General features: G+C 65.9%; 8 protein-coding genes. 6 read left to right on the top strand and 2 right to left on the bottom strand.

All coding sequences use genetic code 11. The annotated features are described in order from the left end of the window. Window positions 1-135: 135 nt before the first annotated feature. Entirely contained in the window at window positions 136-591 is a 456-nt protein-coding gene (locus ACIBJI_RS19920) for a hypothetical protein (RefSeq protein WP_364345805.1), read from the bottom strand. A gap of 777 nt (window positions 592-1,368) precedes the next feature. On the opposite strand from ACIBJI_RS19920, the gene ACIBJI_RS19915 reads away from it, so the two are divergent. Further along, window positions 1,369-2,790, top strand: coding sequence for a CYTH and CHAD domain-containing protein (locus ACIBJI_RS19915; RefSeq protein WP_364345803.1), 1,422 nt, complete (start codon window positions 1,369-1,371; stop codon window positions 2,788-2,790). 54 nt (window positions 2,791-2,844) lie between these two features. Here the strand turns inward: ACIBJI_RS19915 and ACIBJI_RS19910 are convergent, their stop codons facing one another. Continuing rightward, window positions 2,845-3,123: an acyl-CoA dehydrogenase family protein gene (locus tag ACIBJI_RS19910; protein WP_364345801.1), complete on the bottom strand. Its 279-nt coding sequence runs from the start codon at window positions 3,121-3,123 to the stop codon at window positions 2,845-2,847. Between ACIBJI_RS19910 and ACIBJI_RS19905 the strand changes: the two genes are divergently transcribed. The 5 genes from ACIBJI_RS19905 to ACIBJI_RS19885 all read left to right on the top strand — a co-directional run bounded on the left by ACIBJI_RS19905 (window position 3,110) and on the right by ACIBJI_RS19885 (window position 23,915). After that, window positions 3,110-3,358: a hypothetical protein gene (locus ACIBJI_RS19905; protein WP_364345799.1), complete on the top strand. Its 249-nt coding sequence runs from the start codon at window positions 3,110-3,112 to the stop codon at window positions 3,356-3,358. The genes ACIBJI_RS19910 and ACIBJI_RS19905 overlap by 14 nt on opposite strands. 491 nt (window positions 3,359-3,849) lie before the next feature. Then, window positions 3,850-6,105: a serine/threonine-protein kinase gene (locus tag ACIBJI_RS19900; protein ID WP_397085179.1), complete on the top strand. Its 2,256-nt coding sequence runs from the start codon at window positions 3,850-3,852 to the stop codon at window positions 6,103-6,105. A 46-nt stretch (window positions 6,106-6,151) separates the two neighbouring features. Next, window positions 6,152-6,526, top strand: coding sequence for a class I SAM-dependent methyltransferase (locus ACIBJI_RS19895; protein ID WP_364345795.1), 375 nt, complete (start codon window positions 6,152-6,154; stop codon window positions 6,524-6,526). Between the two features lie 124 nt (window positions 6,527-6,650). Continuing rightward, a complete protein-coding gene (locus ACIBJI_RS19890; RefSeq protein WP_364345793.1) occupies window positions 6,651-7,055 on the top strand; it encodes a hypothetical protein in 405 nt (134 codons plus the stop codon). A gap of 315 nt (window positions 7,056-7,370) precedes the next feature. Beyond that, window positions 7,371-23,915 (top strand): amino acid adenylation domain-containing protein, encoded by a 16,545-nt coding sequence (locus tag ACIBJI_RS19885; RefSeq protein WP_397085176.1) that lies wholly within the window; start codon window positions 7,371-7,373, stop codon window positions 23,913-23,915. Window positions 23,916-23,973 lie beyond the last annotated feature (58 nt).

Raw genomic sequence — 23,973 nt, 5'->3', positions numbered from 1 at the left:
GCACGCGGCACCGAATTGCCCGCTGAGTGGATGTCGCCGCGGACCCCGTCGATAGTTGCTTGGGGCTACCATATCAGATTAGTTGCCCAAGGCAACTAGTCGGAGCCTCTCGTCGGGCCGGCCCGAGGTTTCGAGCTACGACAGAAGCCGTCCGGCTGCGTCGACGACGGGCGTTTCAGCTGCGGCACGTCGGGAGAAATCGGCCGCACCGGGCAGCCACGGTTTGGTTGCGCTGAAGAAGATCGAGGTGTTGAGGACCACCAGCAGCAGGCACAGCGGCGGAACCGCACCCACGATCGCTTTCGTGGCCAGCGAGAGCTCACCGGGATTCGTTATGTTGAACGCGTTTCCGACGACGCTGGCGGCGACACCGCTCAGCAGCAAAACCCCGAAGTACAGTCGGATGATTCCGGTCCGGTACGGCAATGTTCCAACCATCACGTAGCAGTATGCGATCTGAAAGACCGTGAGGCCCACCACAATCGGCCAGAGCCACGCGATGATGGACGGCGTTCCGGCCAACCGTGCCAGATGGTGTCCGAACGTGAAGGATGCGACCGCCGCCACTGCGATCAGGACCGAGGCGGACACAACAGCGACCCTGTTGACGCAGAGTCGCTCAGTCCATGGATTCATCTGTTCCTCCAAAGTGAGAAAGCTTGCGAGTGGCGGAAATTCGTCGCCGCCGAAATCGAGCGTGCGGCCAGGCAATAGCAAGAGTCGAACAACGAGGCTCGTTGCTCCGGTCGATGTAACGAACCGATCGCTGTCCCGGGCAATCCAGGTTAGAGAAAAGCTGTGCGCGTGAACTTTTCGACGCGACTACCGCCGCGCGGGTCGGGATTGTTCGACGAGCTGTTGCGGCAGAATCGGTTCGGCGCTACGCGGGTAGTCCTATCGGCGACAGAGCTCGCTGCGCCGACGCCGCAGGCACGCGTCGCGCTAGGCCGGTTGTGTAGCGAGTTGGGCGATTTCGGCAACAACGAGCGACGATCGCACTGGTCACAACGGGCCCCTTCGGGTCTTGTCTCTCCTCGATGCAGCTTTGCCTGGCAAGTATGCCCCCACCGGCACACCGACACGCGGAATACCGACATCCACTGGCCACCGCACTGGATCGCGATCGGTTCTTCGCCCGGAGTCGCGACGAGCGAGGCGGCGCTGCGTCGAGCGCGCTCGGCCGAGGTGCGGATCCTCCATGTCGACGATTCGCTCACCCAGGTGTGGGGCAAGCCGGCCTGGTCGAAATGACCATGCCGCGACGTCACTTGCTGGCGACCGGCCAACTCCGCGACGAGATCGATCGCGGGGTGAAGCCAGCTGTTTCGGGTGCGGTGGGCCGGGAACGCCCAGTGTATGGAGAAAGTAGTGGAACGCGAAAGCAAATGGGAGGTCGACGGGGTCTTTACACTTCCGCCATTGGACAACCTGGCCTCCGACAGTCGTGTCGAAAAAACATCGGTCGAATTGACCAGCACCTATTTCGACACCCCCGAGCGAGACCTGCTCGCTCACAATCTCACCTTGCGGCGGCGCGAAGGCACCGACGAATCCGGTTGGCAGTTGAAAGTTCCCCATCCGAAGGGTCGCACCGAATTGCATGCCCCGCTCTCGGAGGAACTGCCGCCCGAGTTGATCGAGGTGGTCACCGGCGCGGCGCTGGGCAAGCAACTGCACGCGGTTACCACAATTCACACGCTGCGTAATCGCCACCGCGTACTCGGGCCGGACGGTGAATTGATAGTCGAAGTCGACGATGACATCGTCGATACGACACCGGCAGACAGCGGTTCCGTCGCCTGGCACGAGATCGAGGTCGAACTCGGCCCGCGGACCGACGCGGTACCCGCGGCGCTGGCGGACAGCCTCGCCAAGGCGGGCGCACGCAGGTCGGAGTTTCCCTCCAAGCTGTCTCGCGTGCTACCCGCGCGGTCCGGCCCGGACACCGACACTGCCGCGGAGCGCGCCATCTATAACTACATGACCGCGCAGATCGATATGATCTTCGCTGGCGACGTCGCTTTGCGCCGCGGCCAGGATCCGATCCACGACACCCGCGTCGCGACGCGGCGCCTGCGCAGCACCCTCCGCGTTTTCGGAAAGCTGCTGGACCGTTCCGCCATCGGTGCCATCGAGGACGAATTGAAATGGTATGCGGGGTTACTCGGCGATGTGCGCGACTGCCACGTCCAACATCGCCGTCTGGCCGACCAGGTGAACAAACTGCCGCCCGAACTCGTTCTCGGCCCGATCGCCGCGCGCATCGACAGCACGATCCTGGCCCGACAGGTGCCCAGCCGCGACGCACTCACCGCGGCCATGGACTCGACGCGCTACTTGAAGTTGCTCGCGACCCTGCATGCCTGGCAATCGCAGCCACCGTTCGACCGACGAGTTCGCCGACGTGAACTCGTGAAACGGACACACAAAGCCGCGCGCAAAGCCGATCACCGGCTCACGACCGGCCTGCACAACCAACGGCACGCGTCATTGCACCGAGCCCGCAAAGCCGCCAAACGAGCCCGCTATGCCGCCGAACTGCTCGAGCCCGCGGGAAAACGCAAGCAAGCGAAGCCGAACATCAAGTACTACAAGACGATTCAACGCGTGCTCGGCGACTACAACGACGGCATCGTATCTTCACAATTCCTGTGGCGCACCGCGACGACCGCAGGCACAACAGCGGGCGAGAACGGCTTCACCTTCGGCCTGCTGTACGCAAACGAAATGCACGCCGCCGACGATGCCCGTCGCAAGGCCGCCACAATCGCCGCGAACAGATATTCGTGACCTGAATTCAGTGATGAATCACTTTCGGCGGATTGAAAGTCGTTGCAGCACCGGCTAAGTCGGCCCCACTCCGGCCTCGGTCGCCGCCAGCGCGGCAACAACCTCCCCTGCGGTGAGCCTCGGCAGCCAGTCGCGGCGCTGCGCGGCGGTTCCCCACCGATCCAGCGCGGCGGCGACCATGCCGTGCACCGTGACCAGCGATCTTAAACTCGTGCAGTGTTCCCCGAGCGTCGCGGCGATCCGGCCGAGTTCACGAGCATCCCGACCCGCGCCACCGAATGTCACCGGCCGATCGGCACCCAGCAGCCCGGTCCGGGCCGTGAGCGTGATCATTTCGTCGGGCAAGCACGCGCGATCCCACTGGGCCGCATCCGATTCCGCGGCCACGACCCGTCCCGGACTGCTTGCGCTCGGCGAACTCGGCCGCGCGGGCCGCGGTACGGAAGTTGTCGAGATCGAGATCCTCGACACCGACCGAGATCCCGTAGGCCCGCTCGACGTCGACGATCTCCAGTGCCCGTGGGGAATTGATCAGCCCCAGCGCGAAAGTATCGTCGTCACTGCCTAATTCGACGGCGGCGATCGAGCCGAAGTACGCCCCGCAAAGAATCGAAAGTCTCACTCGCCGAATACAATTCGGAAATGAAATCCTGCCATGCCGGATCACAAATGTTCTTCGCATATGAACGACGCAAATGGCCCCACCCGGCACCGCAAATCGTCCCAATTATGGCGATAGGTATTGCAGCACTCCGGGTTCAGAAAACCCGACGAGCCACATTACGCGCCCGGTACGTCGAAAGCGCCAAGTTCGCAGGCTGGGGGGCGGATCGGTGACCGTGGACAGAACGCGGCAGATGCGGCATCAGACGCCGCCGGGCATGTCATGCAATTCGACAGAGAGCCGCGGCCCGGTTCACCAATTATTTAAAATCATCGGTCGCCGATGGGGGTGGACAAATGGACACAAGAGCGAAAGGCTGTTTGTGAAGTGCTCGCCGGAGGGATCCAACACCCCTCGGTGCGGGACCGAGCTCAACCACTTCGAAGCGAGCGACGATGGATCAGAACCTCGGAGCGAGCACACCCGGCGCCGGTGTCGCCCGCGCGACGGCAACGCGGACCGCGTTGACGACTCTGGTTGCCCAGTTCGCCGGGGACTGGAAAGCATCGAGCGAACCGCCCGATCTGGCGACCCACCTCCCGGTCGAGCCCGCGCTGCGACGGACCACGTTGATCGAGCTGATCAAAGTGGATCTGCACGAACGCTGGCAGCGCAGCGACAACGCGCTGCGCCTTGCCGACTATCGCGAACAGTTCCCGGAACTGGGCACCGCCCCGCTGCCGCCGGATCTCATCTACGAGGAGATCAGTGCCCGCAGCTGCCGCCACGACATCGACCTCACCGAGTACGAGCACGACTATCCGGCCCAAATGGCCCGCATCACCGAGACTTTCGACGTTGGCGGCCTGCGCAACACGCTGCTGGCCGACCCCAGGGCGCTCGACGCCCTCGACTCCATCAATACGGGCGCCTCCGTCGACGATTTCGATCTGCTGCTGCCGCTGGGCAGCGGCGCCTTCGCGCGCGTATTCCTGGCTCGGCAGCGATCGATGAGCCGACTGGTGGCGGTGAAGATCTCCCGCGACCGGGGCACCGAACCGCAGACGCTGGCCCAGCTCGACCACGACTACATCGTGCGCGTCTTCGATCAGCGTCAACTCGCCGAACAGCATCTGAAACTGATGTACATGCAGTACGTACCCGGCGGCACCCTGCTGGGCGTGCTGCGCTTGCTGCACAGCACCACACCGGTCCGACGCGGCGGCAAGCTGCTGTTGCAGGCCATCGACGCCGCCACCATGAGCGGCGGCGTTCTCCAGCCGCAGCCCTCGCCCGCGCGCGCGGAACTGGAACAGCTCACCTGGCCAGAAACCGTCGCCTGGCTGGGCGCTCGGCTGGCCACCGCGCTCGACTACGCCAATCACCACGGTGTGCTGCACCGCGACATCAAACCCGCGAATGTCCTGCTGACCACCGACGGCCAGCCCAAACTGGCCGATTTCAACATCAGCTTCAGCCGCCACCTGCCCGGCGCGAACCCGGTCGCCTACTTCGGCGGCTCGCTGGTCTACATGTCCCCCGAACAACTCGAGGCCTGTCACCCCAACCTGGCCACCACCGCCGCCGATCTCGACACCCGCAGCGACCTCTACTCGCTGGCTGTGGTCCTGTGGGAGCTACTCACCGGACGGCGACCGTTCGACGACGGCTACGGAGCCGGCGAATCGGAGCAATCGTTGCAGGCGATGATCGATCGACGCCGCCGTCTCGACGATACGACCCTGGCGGGCGACCTGCCCCCGGACTGCCCGGCCTTACTGCGTCATGCGCTGCTCACCTGCCTTGCGCCCCACCCCGCAGATCGCTACCCCGGCGGCGCCGAACTGGCCCAGCAGCTGGAATTGAGCCAGGACCGGGCCGCCCGCGACCTGGTCGACCCGCCCGCACACAGCCTGCGAGCACGGCTGCGCATGCGGCCGATCCCGGTGGTGATTCCGGCAAGCATGTTCGGCCAAGTCGCGGCGGGACTGTACCTGTCAGCACATAATGTCCGGCTGATCCAACTCCAACTGGGCTCCGAGGCTGCCGGGCGGCTTACCCACCTGGGGTACGTGGTGATCGCGATCTCCTATCCGGTTGCCATCGCCGGCCTGCTGTACTGGTGCCGCAACGTCTTCCTGGTGCCCGACGGCCTACGCCGGGGCAAATGCTTCGACGAGGCCACCCTGGCCCGGGCACGCGCCGACACCCTTGCGTGCGGCGACCGGATCGCGGCGGTCGCGTTTATCGGATGGATCCTGGCCATGGGTATCTTCGCGGTGAAGCTGCTGTCGCTGGGGCCCATACCGGGCGGGCTGCTGGCGAATCTGATTGTCTCGAGCCTCGTCGCGGCCGCGGTGGCGGTCGTGTACACGTACTTTCCGGCCACCTTTTTCGTCTTGCGCTGGTACTACCCAGGTTTGGTCGCTGCCGGTGGCATCTCCCCCGACGACGCCCCCCGACTACACCGGCTGATCCGGCGCAGCCGCGTGTATCTCGGTGTGGCGGCATCGGTTCCGCTGATCGGCGTGTCGTTGGGGCTGATATTCCTTACTCCGCACCAGCAGCACACGGTGATCGGCTCGATCGTAGCGCTCTGTATCGGTGGGCTTATCGCCTTCGCCGTCGCCCTGCGCACCTTCTACGCCCTGCAATCGGATCTGGCGGCCCTCGAGCGCGTCGTAAACCCCCGTTTCCGATCCCACACCTGACGGCTGCAGGACCTGCCATCGATCGCTGACCGATGAGGTGATATTTATGCGAACGGACGGAGACAGCTGGGACATCGTTACGAGCGTGGGTCTGACCGCCCTGGGCGTCGCCACATTTCGCGCACTCGAGACGCTCGATCCCGAGCCGATGATTCACGACGACTACGCGGCATGGTTCGTCCAGGCGGCGGGTGAACCGCACTTCCTGCGGAAACTGGACGACCCGGCATCGGCGGGCACAGTCGGACTGTTCGGGCGCTTCATGGGGGTTCGGACAAAGTTCTTCGACGATTTCTTCGCCGCGGCATGGCAGCGGGGTGTGCGGCAGGCAGTGATCCTGGCATCGGTTACAGCGGGCGTCCTACATATCCGCCGAGAAGCACCAGTGAACCCACAGGAGCAGCGTCACGAGGCGCCCTAGCGGATTTCCCACGCACGCAGACCCGCGGGCTGGGACCATGGATGGGTGCGGCACGGCGAGTGCCGCGTTCTCTTCCCGTTGTGTTCAGCGATTCATCCCCGCTACACAGGAGGAACCGAGATCCATGACGACTACTCGGAATTGTCGGCGCACCACCCGTGTCGCGACCGGCTTCGCAGCGATGGCGACCGCGCTGGTTGTGACGGCTGCCCCCGCTCTAGCCGCGGCGACCATCGACATCTCCCGCGCCGGACCGACCATAGTTCAAGTCACCTATAGTTGCGACGACTCCGACGGAGTCGCCAGTATTCAGGCGATGATGGGCGAACCCACTGCCGATGGTCCCGCCGCCCAGGGCATTCAGAACGCCGTCACCTGCGACAACGCCCAACACGACGCGAGCATCCCGATGACCGCAACCGCTGGCCAGCCACCCCTGGGTTCGGGCCAGGTCCAGGTGCGAGTCGCCCTCGTCGACCGCAATGACACCGTTGTATCCGGACAGGCGAAGCTATTCAGCGTGTCATAGCGGAACAGCCGGGGCGAGCCCTACGCGGCATCGAGACACCATGTATCCAGCAACCGGTGAGTGACCCGCCCCGGATGCGACCCATGTGACGTCATGACGCCGGTGCCTGTGATTTGATAGGGCAGAAATACTCCAAAATCGATTCCTTCTCGCTTTGTTCGACACTGGTCCGCCAATGGTGCCAGGATCCGGCCGGGTTCGTGGGTTTCGGCTAAACCTGTGGGCTCGACGCGAGAGGACTGTAGTACTCGAATGGATAGGGTTCGTCGCACTGTTCGAGGTCGAATTCGCCGCAGATCGAGTAGCCCGCTCTTCATGCAGTTGTTGGCCGCGGCGGTCGAATCCGCGGCCGACTCGATCGCGATCAGCTACAACCCGACCGGCGAACCGGCTGATCAGCGCGAACTCACCTACACGCAGCTGGACGAGTCCTCATCGCGACTGGCACGGGAACTGATCGAGCGGGGCGTAGGCCCCGGCGACGTCGTTGCCGTCGGCTTCACCCGCTCGATCGAATCGGTGCTGGCTGTATGGGCCATCGCCAAGACCGGTGCGGCCTACGTGCCGGTCGACCCCACCCTTCCGCCCGAGCGCAGCGCATACATAGTCGCCGACTCGCGGGCGGTGCTGGGGCTCACCGACTCGACGCATCACTCGCGGCTCGGCACCGAGATCTACTGGCTCGACATCGATGATCCGCTGCACCGGGAGCGGATCGCGGCACGACCCGGCCATCCGATCTCCTACGTCGATCGGGTGGGGACACCGACCGAACAGCATCCGGCCTACGTCATCTACACCTCCGGCTCCACCGGTCGCCCGAAGGGCGTTGCGGTGACCCACGCCGGTCTTGCGATGCTGGTCAACGCTCAGCGAGAGCGTTATGCGGTCGATGGCGATTCGCGGGTGCTGCACGTTTGCTCGCCGAACTTCGACGTATCGGTGCTCGAACTGCTGCTCGCTTTCAGTTCCGGTGCCACTCTCGTGGTGTCCCCGCCGACGGTGTTCGGCGGCGCCGAACTGGCCGAGCTGCTACGTCGTGAGCGTGTCACGCACATGCTGATCACGCCCGCGGCGCTGGAGTCGGTGGATCCGGTCGGACTCGACGCGTTGCGGGTCGTTGTCGTCGCGGGTGATGCGTTCGGCCCCCGGCTGGTCGAGCGGTGGGCGGTCGCCGGGCGGTCGTTCTACAACGCTTACGGGCCCACCGAGGTCACCATTCTCGCCGCTGAAAGCGCCGAGTTGGTGCCTCGGCAGCCGATCACCATCGGTACCGCCTTACCGGGAGTCGGTGCGGTGGTGCTGGATTCGCGGTTGCGCCCGGTACCCACCGACGTGATCGGCGAGCTCTACCTTTCCGGCCCCGCGCTGGCGCAGGGCTACCTCGGGCGGGCGGCGCTCACGGCGGAACGATTCGTGGCCAATCCGTTCGGCGGGGAAGCCGGTTCTCCTGGCGTACGGATGTATCGCACCGGCGATCTGGTGCGGCGCCGCATGGTCGATGGCGCGATCGAATATCTGGGCCGCTCGGATTTCCAGGTCAAGATCCGCGGCTTCCGTATCGAGCCAGGTGAGATCGACGCCGCACTGACCGCTCATCCCGAAATCGAATACGCCGCGACTCTCGGCAAGCTCGCGCCCTCGGGCGCGACCGTACTGGTCTCCTATGTGCTGCCACGCAACGGCATTTCCATCGACGCCGGAGAACTCCTGCGCTTCGTCGCAGGCTCATTGCCCGGCCATATGGTGCCGTCCGCGATCGTTGTGCTCGACGAGATCCCCTTGTCCGCCAATGGAAAGCTCGATCGGCAGGCGTTGCCCCAGCCGGTGTTCGAGGCGGCGGTGTCGCGTGCTCCGGTGGGCGCCGTGGAATCCCGGCTCGCCGAGTTGTATGCCCAAGTGCTCGGTGTGCGGGTCGGGGCGGAGGACTCGTTCTTCGCCGCCGGTGGAGACAGCATCCTATCGATCCAGCTGGTGTCGCGGGCCCGTGCGGCAGGGCTACTGTTCACCCCCCAGGATGTATTCGAGCAGCGCACCGTGGCCGGGTTGGCCCGGGTCGCTGTGATCGGTGCCGAATCCGCGCCGAGGCTCGCGGAGTTGCCCGGCGGCGGTGTCGGGGAGATTCCGTTGACACCGGTGTTGGCCGCCCACCTCGTCGGAGGGAGGTCGTTCGGCCGGTTCACCCAGCAGATGGTGCTGGCCCTACCCGAGCACATCGACCGGTCTGGTTTGGTGGCCACGCTCGCCGCGGTGCTGGACCACCACGACATGCTGCGCGCACGGGTGTGGTCTGTCGACGGGCGATGGGAGCTGCACACTCTGCCGCCGGGCGCGGTGGACGTGGACGCGCTGCTCACTCATATCGACGTGGCCACGGGACTGGACACCGATGCGTTGTGCGTAACCGCCAGTGCGGCAATGGATTCCGCCCTCGCTACGCTAGATCCGGCATCGGCCCGGATGATCGCCTGCACCTGGCTGTCTCGGCCGGACGGCCGGGATGCGCTGATCATCGCCGCGCATCACTACGTGATCGATGGCGTGTCGTGGCGCATTCTGATCTCGGACTTGGTGACCGCGTGGGCGCAACGCGACGGTGGACATCGGATCGCCCTGCCCGGCGTCGGCACGTCGTTCCGGCGGTGGGCACACGGTCTGGTCGAGGCGTCGACGGCCGCGGACCGTACCAGCGAGCTGCCGTACTGGCGACAGGTTCTGACCGTCACCGATCCGCTATTGGGCGCGCGGGCACTCGACCCGGTCGTCGACACCGCGGCAACGGTGCGACATTTCACCGTCACGGTGCCGGCCGAGGTCACCCACGCGGTGTTGACCGAGTTGCCGACGCTGTATCGCAGCGGGGTCAACGACAGTCTGCTCGCGGCGTTGGCGCTGGCGGTGCGCTCGTGGCGGGCGATAAGAGGGGTCGATGCCGCGGCCACACGAATCCGGCTCGAGGGCCACGGTCGTGAAGAAGCCGCCGTCGCCGGCGCCGACCTGAACCGCACTGTCGGCTGGTTCACCAGCATGTATCCGGTGGTGCTCGATCTGTCCGGCATCGACGCCGACGCCGCATGGAACACCGCCGACGCGACCGCGGCGATGCTCAAGACGGTGAAGGAGCAACTGCTCGCGGTGCCGCAAAAGGGCATCGGTTTCGGCATGCTGCGTCATCTCAACACCGATACCGCGGGCCAACTCGGCGGTGCACTGGGCCAGATCGGTTTCAACTATCTCGGTCGGATTTCCGCGAGCGACGTGCCGGAATCGCTGACGGATCGAAGTTGGCTGCCGACCGCCGACTGGGGCGCCCCGGAAGCCGACCAGGATCGGGCGATGCCCGCAGCCGCCGTGGTGGACATCAACGCGATCGTTACCGATACCGACGCGGGCGCGCAGATGAACGCGTCCTTCGCGTACGCGTCCGAGATCCTCGACGAGGCCTGCGTGCGGGAGCTGGCCGAGTACTGGGTCGCCGCACTGACCATGCTTGCCGGACATGTACACGATCCGGCGGCCGGTGGCCTGACGCCGGCGGATGTCCCGCTCGTGCGAATCACCCAGGGTGAACTCGATATCTGGCAGCGGGAGCACCCGGGTCTGCTCGATGTCCTGCCGCTGTCGCCCCTGCAGCTCGGATTGCTTTTCCTGACACAGCTTTCCGACGATTCGGCAGATCCCTATCTGCTGCAGTTGGCGGTGGAGTTGTCCGGCGTGATCGATCTGGATCGGCTGCGGCGGGCGGCGCAGGCGATGTTGGATCGGCATGTGATCCTGCGGGCCGCGTTCCGAACTTCGGCCGAGGGCACCCCCGTCCAGGTCGTTGCCGAGGGTCTGGCGGTCCCGTGGCGGATCGTCGACACATCCGACACCGATCCGGCCTCGCTCCTGGCCGCGGAAGCACGTCTCGGGTTCGATCCGACGGTGGCCCCATTGCTGCGCTTCACGGTGTATCGCACGAACTCCGGACGCGTGCATCTGGTGTTGACCGCGCATCACATCCTGTTGGATGGCTGGTCGATGCCGTTGCTGATGAAGGAACTGCTGGTTTCCTATGCGGCCGACGGTGATTCGACGCCGCTGCCGCGAGTCAGGCCGTATCGGGACTATCTCGCCTGGTTGGCGCGCTACGACCGCGACGCTGCCTTGCAGACGTGGCGCGCAGCGCTGGCGGATCTGACGCCGACTCGACTGGCCCCCACGCTGCCGCCGCCCACGACGGCCGCCGACGGCCACGGGGTCTGCGCGGCCGAACTGTCACCTGCCGAAACAGCGGAGCTGCTCGCGTTCGCTGCCGCAGCCGAGGTCACCGTCAACACGGTACTCCAGGCGGCCTGGGGTCTGGTGCTCGCGGCCTGTGCCGGCGGCGATGATGTCGTATTCGGCGCGGTGGTTTCCGGGCGGCCGCCGCAGGTCGACGGGGTCGACGAAATGGTCGGCCTGTTCGCGAATACCGTCCCGGTTCGGGTTCGGTTCGACTCCGATGCGCCGGTGCGGCAACTACTGATTCGGCTTCAGTCCGAACAGGTTTCGTTGCTCGACTGCCATCACATCGGGTTGGCCGATATTCAGCGCGCCGCTGGTGCGGATGAGTTGTTCGATTCTCTGGTGGCCTTCGAGTCGTATCCCGTCGACACCGATGGTTTGCGGCAGGCCCACGCGAGCATCGACGGGCTGGAGATCGTCGATCTACAAGGTCGCAACTTCACGCACTATCCGGTGGCTGTAGTGGTCGAGTTGGGCACCCAACTGCATGTACAGGTGCAGTACCGGCGCGACATGATCACCACCGCGACCGCGCAGGCGCTCGCCGCGCGGTTGCGGGTGCTGATCGGTGAATTCGTCGCGACGCCGGAGCGCACGCCGGCGGAAATCAATCGGTTCTTCGATGATCGCGGCGATCTGATCTCGCAGACGCGCTACTGGCGCACCGCGCTCCAGGGTCTGCCGGATGAGCTGAACCTGCCCACAGATCGCCCACGGGTTGCGATGCCCTCCCTTGCGGACTCGTGCGTCGAGTTCGAGATCGGTGCGGATCTGCGGCACCGTCTACACCAGCTTGCGCGGACACGCGATACCACGGTGTTCACCGTTGCACACGCGGCATTCGCGGTACTACTTGCGCGACTATCGGGGAACGATGACATCGCGATCGGCACCCCCGCCGAGATAGCCGGAGCGGTCGACACCGTGGTACTGCGCACCAGGGTGCCGGGTGGAATCTGCTTCGATGATCTGCTCGCGAACGCGAAAGACATTGCCCTACAGGCATTCGCACGAGCAGACCTGCCGTTCGACGAGTTGGTGGCATTGCTCGATCCGGCCCGGTCGCTGGCACAGGTGATGTTGTCCGTCGGTGCTCGGACTCCGGTCGCACGCGGGCCGTTCGATCTATCCCTGCACATTCGAGAGAACCCGGACAGCGCCCGCATCGCCGCGAACCTCTCTTTCGCGAGCGATCTGTTCGACCGGCGCACCGTGGAGATTTTCGCCGAACGATTCCTCCGGCTGCTGGCGGCCGCCGTGCACCGCCCTGGGGACCCGATCGGTGACCTGCCGTTGCTCGGGGATGACGAATTGGCCCTGCTGACCCGGGTCGACGACGATGACGCGCGGGAACCCCGGTTGCTGCCCGATCTGCTGACTCGTGGAGTCGCCTTGGGCAGGGACCGGGTTGCGGTGCGATACCGGGGTCGGTCGATCAGTTATGGCGAACTCGACGAACAGTCGTCGCGGCTGGCGAGAGTCTTGATCGATCGAGGTGTCGGTCCCGAACTGCCGGTCGCGGTGTCACTGCCCCGCTCCTACGAGATGGTGCTGGCGGCAATCGCGATCGCCAAGGCCGGCGGTGCGCACCTACCGGTCGACCCGGCTCATCCCGCGCATCGGGTGCGGCACATGCTGACCGATTCCGGCGCGGCCCTTGGCATTACCGGCTCCGACCAGGTCGACCGGCTGCCCGATGAGGTGGATTGGCTGGTGCTGGACGCACCGGCGACGGCGGTGTTGTGTGCCGGCAAATCCGCCGACACGGTTACCGATGCCGAGCGGATCGTGCCGTTACGGACGCAACATCCGGCGTATGTGATCTACACCTCGGGCTCGACAGGCCTACCCAAGGGAGTCGCCGTAACCCATGGCGGGTTGAGCGATCTGGTCGATCATTCGGTCGGCCAGTACTGCCTCGAGCCGCACCACCGGTACCTACATATCTGTTCGCCGAGTTTCGATCCGTCGGTGATGGAATGGATGTGCGCGTTCTCGGTGGGGGCGACGTTGGTGGTCGTGCCCTCGGATGTCATGGGCGGAACGGAACTCGGTGAGTTGCTGCGGACCGAGGGGGTGACGCACACGATCATCACTCCGGCGGTGCTCGGCACGGTCGATCCGGCCGCTGCGGACCGGATGGAAGTGCTTTTCGTGGGTGGGGATGTGCTTACCCCGGAGCTGTTGGCCAAGTGGCAGCCGGGCCGCCGGTTGTTCAACGCCTACGGTCCGACCGAGGCGACGGTCATGTCGTCCAATGTGGAACTGGTTGCAGGGCAGCACATCACGGTCGGTAAGCCGATTCTGGGTAGCTCGGCGTTCGTGCTGGACTCGCGATTGAATCCGGTACCGCCCGGAGTTACGGGTGAGCTGTATCTGGCCGGCGCCGGGTTGGCTCGCGGCTACTGGCACCGTGCCGGGTTGTCCGCGCAGCGGTTTGTCGCCAATCCCTGGGGTGGGCCGGGTTCGCGGATGTATCGCACCGGCGACCTCGTGCGCTGGTACGCGGCCCCGGAGCAGCGGGCAGGCAATCTCGCCGTTGCGTCGGCGGATTGGCAGCTCGACTATGTCGGTCGCACTGATTTCCAGGTGAAGGTCCGTGGTTTCCGTATCGAGCTCGGCGAGATCGATACCGTGCTCGGGCGACATGCCGATGTCGATTTCGTGGTCACGCTGGGTCGCGAAATGCCCGGTGGTGCAACGGTATTGGTGTCGTATGTGCGGGCGGCGCCGGGACGGGTCGTGGATCCAGCCGGGCTGCGAGAGCATGCGGCCGCGATCCTGCCGTCGCATATGGTGCCCACGGCGATTGTGGTGCTGGACCGGGTTCCGTTGACTTCGAATGGAAAGCTGGACCGTAAAGCGTTGCCGGAGCCGGTGTTCCCGACGTCTGCGTCGCGTGCTCCGGTCGGCACGGTGCAGGCACGGCTTGCCGAACTCTTCGCGCAGGTGCTGGGTGTGGAGCGGGTCGGGGTGGACGATTCGTTCTTCGCGGTCGGTGGTGACAGCATCATGTCGATCCAGTTGGTGTCGCGGGCCAAGGCGGCGGGAATGGTGTTCACCACGCGAGATGTGTTCGAGCAGAAGACAGTCGCGGGGTTGGCTCGTATTGCCGTGGTCGGTGCGCAGTCGGCGGCGGTTTTGGCGGAGTTGCCCGGCGGTGGTGTCGGCCCGGTTCCGTTGACCCCGGTCCTTGCTTGGTTCCTCGCCAACGGTTCGTTCGGTCGGTTCGCCCAGAGCATGGTGCTCGGTTTGCCGGAGGGGATCGATCGCGCGGGTGTGGTGGCCACCGTCGGTGCGGTGCTCGATCATCATGATGTGCTGCGCTCGCGGGTGTGGCAGGTGGACGACTCGTGGCGGTTCGAGGTATCGGCTCGTGGCGCCATCGAGGTCGACGCGCTGGTGGCCGAGATCGAGGTGCCTGCTGGTATCGACGAGGCCGAGCTGAACCGGATTGCCAACGCGGCCATGGATTCCGCGCTGGCCAGGTTGGATCCCGCTGCGGGCCGGATGATCACGTGCACCTGGCTGCGCAGGCCCGACGCGCGCGACGCTGTCGCGGTCGCGGTCCATCACTATGTGACCGATGGTGTCTCGTGGCGCATCCTGATCCCGGATCTCGTACTGACGTGGGCACAGCGCAGCGCCGGGCAGCCGGTGGCATTGCCCACCGTCGGCACCTCCTTCCGGCGCTGGGCGCACGGTTTGGTGGAAGCGGCTGCCACACCGGACCGTGCCGAGGAACTCGGTTATTGGCAGCGGGTTCTGGCCACACCGGATCCGCTGCTCGGCACGCGCGCCTTGGACTCGGTCGCCGATACCTTCCAAACCAGGGGTGTGTTCGATATCCGGGTTCCGGTCGAGGTCGCCGACGCGGTACTCACCAAGGTTCCCGCGCTATACCAGGGCAGTGCCAATGACAGTCTGCTCGCCGCGCTCGCGATGGCGGTGCGTTCCTGGCGGGCGCGCCGCGGTATCCATGCTCCGGTCACTCTGCTGCGACTCGAGGGGCACGGGCGCGAGGAAGACGCGATACCCGGCGCCGACCTGACCCGCACTGTGGGTTGGTTCACCAGCATCAGTCCGGTGGCCATCGACCTGTCGGGCACCGACACCGAGGCCGCCCTCGCCGGTGGCGAGGCGACCGCCGCAGTGCTGAAATCGGTGAAGGAGCAACTGCTTTCCGTACCGGATCGAGGCATCGGTTTCGGCCTGCTTCGGCATCTGAATCCGGATACCGCCGACGCGCTGGCTGGTGATCTCGGGCAGATCAGCTTCAACTACCTCGGCCGCGTCTCCGCGGCCGCGGTGGCGGACATCGGTTCGGATGCGGGCTGGTTGCCGACCGGTGACCTGGGAACCGTTGCCGCTGAGCCGAATCCGGACCTGCCACTGTCCGCGGTGATCGACATCAACACGATCGTCAGCGATACCGAGGATGGCCCGCGGATGGTGGCGTCGTTCGCCTTCGCCGCCGCCATCCTCGACCAAGCGGCGGTGCGGGAGTTGGCCGAGGACTGGCTGGCCGCGCTCACCGCGATCGCCGACCACTCGAAGGATCCGGCCGCCGGCGGTCTGACTCCGTCGGATGTGCCGCTGGTGCGGGTCTCCCAGGTCGAGTTGGACCAGTGGCGGCGGAACTATCCCGGCCTGTCGGATGTGCTGCCGCTGTCACCGCTGCAAGGCTCGTTGCGGGTGCTCATCGAACTACTGGACGGTTCGGTCGACGCCTACATCATCCAGCTGGCGGCGCGGCTGACCGGCGAGCTGGATATGGGCCGGTTGCGCCGCGCCGCGCAGACGATTCTGGACCGGCACGCGAACCTGCGGTCGGCCTTCGTCCCCACCGCCGACGGGACGTCGGTGCAGCTGGTGGTGGACGGGGTCGAGGTGCCGTGGCAGGTTGTCGACGGCGTGTCCGAGGCCGAGCTGCCGGACCTGCTGGTCGCCGAGCGGCGACGCGGATTCGATCCGGCGGTGGCGCCGCTGCTGCGATTCACGGTGTACACCAACGACTCCGGACACCAAAAATACAGCCACCTCGTGTTGACCGGACACCACATCCTGCTCGACGGCTGGTCGATGCCGCTGTTGATGAAGGAGCTGCTGGTTCTGTACGCGACCGGCGGCGACACATCGCTGCTCGCACCGGTCCGGCCCTACCGCGACTACCTGCGCTGGCTCGCGCAGCAAGACCGGGAGGCCGCGGCGCGCGCCTGGTCGGAGATGTTGACCGGCGCCACCGCGACCATGCTCGCCCCCGAACTGGCATGGCCCGCACCGGCCGGCGACGGGTTCGGCGTCCGTGAATTCGATCTGTCGACCGCACAGACCTCGGCGCTCACCGCGTACGCGGCTACGGCCGAGGTCACCGCGAATACGGTGATTCAGGCGGCGTGGGGTCTGGTCGTCGCCGCTAGCACCGGACGCGACGACGTCGTCTTCGGCGCCACCGTCTCCGGCAGACCACCGCAACTCGACGGTATCGGCGACATGATCGGCCTGTTCGTGGATGCCATCCCGGTACGAATCCGATTCGATCGCGGCACGACGGTGCCGACCCTGCTGGCGGGTTTGCAGGCCGAGCAAGCGTCGCTGTTGGACCATCACCACCTCGGACTCGCCGCGATCCAACGCCTCGCGCACCCGCTGCACTCACCCACCCCGCCGACTACGCAGGCTCCCTCGGCTGCCATCCCGCTGTATTCACCCACCCCGCCGACTACGCAGGCTCCGTCGGCTGCCACCCCGCTGTATTCACCCACCCCGCCGACTACGCAGGCTCCGTCGGCTGCCATCCCCCGTGACGAACTGTTCGACACGATGCTGGTCTTCGAGTCCTACCCGGTCGACGCCGAGGGGCTACAGCAGGCCGGCGGCGCCATCGACGGGTTGCGGATCGAGCAAATGCGCGGGGCCGACTTCACGCACTATCCGATCACCGTTGTGGTCTTCCTGGATACCCGGACGCTGGTGCAGGTGAAGTACCGGCGCGATATCGTCGCCGACGAGACGGCGCGGGCCGTGGCCGATCGGCTGCGCAGCGTGCTCAGCGATCTGCTCGCGACACCGGACCGTACCGCCGCCGATATCGCGCTGCTGTGCGCTACCGAATTGGACGACCCGATAACCAGATCTCGATACTGGCGCACGGCATTGGCGGGCTTGCCCGATCGACTGGAGCTGCCAACAGACCGGCCGCGCACGGCGGTGCGGTCCGATGTCCGTGGGCAGGTGGAGTTCTCGGTGCCGAACGAGGTACACCTGGGTCTACGACGACTTGCGCACACGGCGGGCGTGACATGGACCGCGGTGGTGCGCACGGCATTGGCGGTAGTGCTCGCGCGGCTCTCTAGCTCCGACGACATCGCGATCGGCACTCCGGCGCCAGGTGGCCATCGAACCGAGTTGGTGCTGCGTCACCGCGTGGATCGGTGCGCGCGCTTCGCCGACCTACTACCGGAGGCACACCAGCGTGAGCTGCAAGGGTTCGCGCACGCCGGTATTCCGTTCGACGAATTGGCCGATCTGTTGGGAGCGCGACGGCCGCCGGATCGACATCCCCTGTTCCAGGTGGCTCTGTCGTTCCAGAGTCCACCGGATGCGGTCGGGGATCTGGCACTGTCGATCTCGGCCGCGGATGGTGACTCGGACCGGATACACGGCGAGCTGTCTTTCGCGCGGGATCTTTTCGATGACGGTACGGCGCAGATGTTTGCCCGGCGGTTCGTTCGGATGCTGGCGGCGGTCGTGGACGAGCCCACGGCACAGGTCGGCGATCTGCCGCTGTTGATCGACGACGAATACGAGCAGCTGACCCGAATCCGCAGCGGCGCTCCGGCTACCGTCGGGATGCTGCCGGATCTCCTGTCCCGCGGCGTCGGATTCGGGCGTGATCGAGTCGCGGTACGCGACGCGGGGCGGGCGTACACCTACGGTGAGCTCGATGAGCTGTCGTCGCGTCTGGCGCGCGTGCTGATCGATCGAGGTGTCGCGCCGGAGACAGTGGTTGCGTTGGCGATGCGACGTTCGTACGAGATGATCGCGGCGGTATGGGCGGTCGCCAAGGCGGGTGGCGCGTATCTGCCGGTCGATCCGAACTATCCGGTGGACCGGGTGCGGCACATGGTGGCCGATTCCGGTGCGGTGGTGGGCATTACAGTTGCTGAGCAGGCAGGGCTGCCCGACACGGTGGATTGGCTGGTGTTCGACGATCCGGCATTGCTCGCGCGCTGCGCCGCCCACACGGCGGCCGCGGTAACCGACGCGGACCGTCGCGCGCCACTGCGCATGTCGCACCCGGCCTATGTGATCTACACGTCGGGGTCCACCGGATTGCCCAAGGGGGTCGCCGTCACCCACGCCGGGCTCGGTGGACTCGTCGGCCACACTGTCGACCTGCTCGGACTCCGGCCGCAACATCGGATGCTGCATGTGTGTTCGCCGAGTTTCGACCAATCGGTCGAGGAGTGGTGCAGCGCCTTCTACAGCGGTGCCACCCTGGTTATCGCCGCACCGGATATCGTCGGCGGCAGCGAACTGCATGACCTGCTGCGCGGCGAACGGGTGACCCATACGATCATCACTCCCGCGCTGCTCGGCACCGTCGATCCCGCCGGTCTGCACGACTTGGCGGTGGTGTCCGCAGGGGGCGAGGCCACCACTGCCGAACTGCTGGCCAGGTGGCAGCCGGGTCGCCGCTTCATCAACGGATACGGTCCGACCGAGGCAACCATCGGTGCAACCTATACGACTCTGCTCGCGGGACAACGGATAACGATCGGAGGTCCGGTACCCGGCGGGTGGGCGGCGGTGCTCGATGAGCGGTTGCACCCGGTGCCCACAGGTGTCATCGGTGAGCTGTATCTGGCGGGCCCGGCACTCGCCCGCGGCTATCACGGCCGTTGCGGCTCGACGTCGGGACATTTCGTCGCGAATCCGTGGGGTCCGCCGGGCGACCGAATGTACCGGACCGGTGATCTGGTCCGATGGGTCGAGGTACCGGCTGCCGCGACTACCCGTTGGGAGTTGGAGTACCTGGGCCGCACAGACTTCCAGGTGAAGGTACGCGGCTTCCGCATCGAGCTCGGGGAGATCGACGCGGTGCTTACCGCGCACCCCGACGTGGACTACGCGGTGACCCTTGGGCGCGAAAACCCCAGCGGGACCACGATTCTGGTGTCGTATGTGACGGGCCGGTCGCTGGATCCGGATCAACTGGCGCGGTGGGCAGCGCGGAGCCTGCCTTCGCATATGGTTCCCACGTCGGTCGTGGTGCTCGACCAGATTCCATTGACGGCGGTCGGCAAGCTCGACCGAAATGCCCTCCCCGAGCCGCAGTTCGCGGTGCGCACCTACCGGGAACCGTCGACAGTCGCGGAGCAAGCCGTGGCCGCGGTCTTCGCTGAGGTGCTGGGCATCGAGCGGATCGGCGCCGACGACAATTTCTTCGAGTTGGGCGGCAATTCGCTGCTTGCCACGCGGGTGACGGCCCGCCTCGGCATGGCGGTGGATGCCCGTGTTCCGGTGCGTGTGCTGTTCGCCGCGCCCACCGTCGCGGGTTGCGCGCGGGAGGTGGCCGAGCTCACCGGTACCGGGAGGCGCCGCGCCCTGGTGGCGGGCCCGCGGCCGGAGCGTATTCCGCTGTCGCCCGCCCAGCAACGGATGTGGTTTCTGAACAGGTTCGATACCGAGTCGACCGCATACAACATCCCTGTCGCGATCCGTTTGACCGGCGATCTGGATATCGCCGCGCTGGCGCAGGCTTTCACCGATGTCGTTGTGCGCCATGAGATCCTGCGAACGGTGTATCCGCAGCCTGCAGTGGATGAGTCGGGTGTAGCGGATCCGGTGCAGGTCATCCTGCCTCCCGCACACTCCGACCTGCCGCGGCTGGAGGTCCGGAACGTCGGCGCCGCTGAGGTCGAATCGGCTGTACTGGAACTGGTTTCGACAACTTTCGACGTGACTGTCGAGGTGCCCGTCCGCGCCGTACTGTTCCGGGTCGCGGACGGTGAATTCGTGCTGGGGATGGTCGTCGATCACATCGCGGGTGACGGCTACTCCGGTGGCCCGCTCACTCGTGATCTGGCCGCGGCATACGCGGCTCGTACGCTGGGGCGGGCTCCGGATTGGTCACCGCTCGCCGTGCAGTACGCGGATTACACGGTGTGGCAACGTGCGTTGCTCGGCAGCGCGGGCCAGCCGGGGTCGCTGGCAGCCGAGCAGATCGCCTACTGGCGGGGCGCCCTTGCCGACCTACCGGATGAGCTGGAGTTGCCGAGAGACCGGCCGCGTCCGCCGGTACAGTCGTTCGTCGGCGGCCGAGTTGAGTTACGCATCGATGCGCGTGCGCATACGGCGCTGACGAAGTTGGCGCGGGCCGAGGGCGCCACGCTGTTCATGGTTGTGCATACCGCATTGGCGGTGTTGCTGGCTCGCTTGTCGAGCACCGACGATATCGCGATCGGTACACCGATAGCGGGCCGCGGTGAGGCGGTGCTGGACGATCTGATCGGCATGTTCGTCAACACACTGGTGTTCCGTACCCGGGTGGACGCGGGTACGGGTTTCACCGAGTTGCTTGCGCGGCAACGCGATATCGACGTCCAAGCGTTCGCCCATGCCGATGTGCCGTTCGAGCAATTGGTCGAGGTACTGAATCCGGTGCGCTCGACGGCGCGGCATCCACTGTTCCAGGTGGGGCTGTCGTTCCAGAATCTGGCCCCGGCCAGGATGGAGCTGCCGGGCTTGACCGTCACGGCATTGGAAACGGATCGACAGCTGTCGCAGTTCGATCTGCATGTGATCATGGCCGACAGCTATGACGAGGCCGGTGTGCCGACGGGTATCGGTGGCTTCTTCACCTACGCCGCGGATCTATTCGACGAGTCGACGGTGCGCGGTTTCGTGGACCGGTTCGTGCGGGTGCTCGATGCCGTGGTCGCGGATCCGCAGGTCCCGGTCGGAGCTATCGATCTGCTCGCGACCGAGGAAAGTACACGGATCCTCACGGAGTGGAATGACACCGCGCACCAGGTGAATACGGCCACCACGTTGGTGTCGCTACTCGATGAGACCGTCGCTGCCACACCGGAGTCGACGGCGCTGGTCGCCGCCGACGGGACTCGGACCACCTACGGTGAGCTGGATGCGCGCGTGAACAAGGTTGCGCGGTACTTGATTTCGCTTGGTGTGGGCCTGGAGTCGCGGGTGGCGTTGGCTATTCGGCGTTCGGTGGACTTGGTAGTCGCGATGTATGCGGTGAGCAAGGCCGGCGGTGTCTACGTGCCGGTCGATCCGGATCAACCCGCGCAGCGCAGCGACTACATACTGGAGACGGTGGCACCGGTTTGTGTGCTGACGAACGCCGATGCGGGTTTCGGGACCAGCGCTGCGCCGGTGGTGCCGCTGGATCGACTGGACCTGTCCGCGGTGGACGCGGCCCCGATCACCGACGCAGAGCGGATCGCGCCGTTGCGCCCCGAGCACGCGGCCTATGTGATTTTCACGTCGGGTTCCACGGGACGCCCGAAGGGTGTCGCGGTCTCCCACGGTGCGATTGTCAATCAGTTGCTCTGGAAGACAGCGCAATTCGGATTGACCGACGATGACGCGGTGTTGCTGAAAACGGCGGCGACGTTCGATTTGTCGGTGTGGGAATTCTGGTCGGCCGCGGTCTGCGGCGGCCGCCTGGTAATCGCTGCGCCCGACGGCCACCGCGACCCGGCATACCTGAACGAACTGATGACTCGTGAGCGGGTGACCACACTGCACGCGGTGCCATCGATGCTGGACGCATTGCTGACGGGTCGACTGCCGGACTCGTTACGCCGGGTGTTGGCGATCGGTGAGACTTTGCCCGCCGCGCTGGCGCGCCGATTCGCGGCGGTGGCGCCCGATACGTCGCTGTACAACCTGTACGGCCCGACCGAGGCGGCGGTGTCGATCACCAGCCACCAGGTGCGCAGGTTCGATGAACCGGCCGTGCCGATCGGCGGACCGGCGTGGAACAGTCAGGTATACGTACTGGATTCGCGGTTGCGCCCGGTTCCGGTCGGCGTCACGGGCGAGTTGTACTTGGCCGGAGGGCAGTTGGCGCGGGGCTACTTCGGTCGCGCTGACCTGACGGCGGATCGTTTCGTCGCCAACCCGTTCCAGCCGGGTGCCCGGATGTATCGCACCGGCGATCTGGTGGCATGGAATGGCGACGGCGAGCTCGACTATCGGGGCCGAACCGATTTCCAAGTGAAGGTCCGTGGCTTCCGAATCGAACTCGGCGAGATCGACGCAGTACTTGCCGCCCATGCGGCAGTGGATTTCGCCGTCACGGTCGGCAGGGAGAATTCCGCTGGGGCAACGGTTCTGGTGTCGTATGTGGTGGCCGCCCAAGACCGGGTGATCGATCCGGATCGGCTGATCCACTGGGCCGCACGGACCTTGCCGTCGCATATGGTTCCCACGGCGATCGTGGTCCTCGACGGTGTCCCGTTGACCCAGGTCGGCAAACTCGACCGCGCGGCACTGCCCGAACCAGAACTCGGGACCCGTGCCTTCCGCGCACCGACAACCGCGCTCGAGACCATGGTCTGCGAGATTTTTGCGGATGTACTGTGTCTGGATCGCATCGGATTGGATGACAACTTCTTCGAACTCGGCGGCAATTCACTGATCGCCACCAAGCTGACCGCTCGGTTGACCGATGCGATGGCCGAAACGGTTCCGGTGATGTGGGTGTTCACCGCACCCACCCCCGCGGGCATCGTCGCGGAGTTGCGTGCGCGCGGCGCAGAGGGCGCCGGTGCCGACGCGGCATTCGATGTGCTGTTGCCGCTGCGGGTCTCCGGCGCCGCCGAGCCGCTGTTCTGCATCCATCCGATCGGGGGTATCGCGTGGTCGTTCGCCGGGCTGGCAGCCCATCTCGATACGGATCGGCCCATTTACGGACTCCAGTCACCCGCGCTGAGTTCGGCGGACCCACTGCCGGATTCGATCGAGGATTGGGCGCGGCACTACGTCAAACACGTTCGTGCGGTACAACCGGAGGGCCCCTACCACCTGCTCGGTTGGTCACTCGGCGGTGTGCTCGCCCATGCCATGGCCGTCCAACTCCAGGACGAGGGCGCACAGGTGGCGCTGCTGGGCATGATGGACAGTCGACTACTCGACACCGCCGCCGCAACCACCCTCGCGGGGATCGAGGTTACGGTGCCAGAACTGCTCGGTGGACTGCTCGGTGATCAAGCCGCGGAATTCGGCCTGGACGAAACGGTGGAATTGTCTCAACTGGCACAGCGGTTGAGCACGCTCCCCGAGCCGTTCGCATCCTTCGGGGCCGCGCGGATCGAACGGGTCGTGGCCGCAGCGATCGGTTCGGCGGCCCTCAACGCGGCATATCGTGCGCGGTCCTTCGACGGGGACCTCGTCTACTTCACCGCGGTCCACGACGATCCGACGGGTTCGGTCGGCGCCGCGACCTGGACGCCCGCAGTAGCGGGTTCCGTACACAACCATCCGGTGGCCACCACCCACTGGCGGATGACCACCGATGCGGCGCTCCGGTGTATCGCGGAGGTCTTGCACGAGTGGTTGTGACGCGACGAGCCAGACGTCGGTTCGCCATCCTGCGCCGCTGGTGACAAACGAGCCGCAG

The organism is Nocardia sp. NPDC050408 (assembly GCF_044458905.1).
Classification (GTDB): domain Bacteria; phylum Actinomycetota; class Actinomycetes; order Mycobacteriales; family Mycobacteriaceae; genus Nocardia.
Note: the sequence above shows the minus strand (reverse complement) of the source record. Positions and strands in the feature narration are given on the sequence as shown.

What these genes read in the sequence shown, in the direction of transcription:
- ACIBJI_RS19910 (WP_364345801.1), bottom strand. Translation starts at nt 3,123, where the DNA reads ATGATCACGCTCACGGCCCGGACCGGGCTGCTGGGTGCCGATCGGCCG.
- ACIBJI_RS19900 (WP_397085179.1), top strand. Translation starts at nt 3,850, where the DNA reads ATGGATCAGAACCTCGGAGCGAGCACACCCGGCGCCGGTGTCGCCCGC.
- ACIBJI_RS19895 (WP_364345795.1), top strand. Translation starts at nt 6,152, where the DNA reads ATGCGAACGGACGGAGACAGCTGGGACATCGTTACGAGCGTGGGTCTG.
- ACIBJI_RS19890 (WP_364345793.1), top strand. Translation starts at nt 6,651, where the DNA reads ATGACGACTACTCGGAATTGTCGGCGCACCACCCGTGTCGCGACCGGC.
- ACIBJI_RS19885 (WP_397085176.1), top strand. Translation starts at nt 7,371, where the DNA reads ATGCAGTTGTTGGCCGCGGCGGTCGAATCCGCGGCCGACTCGATCGCG.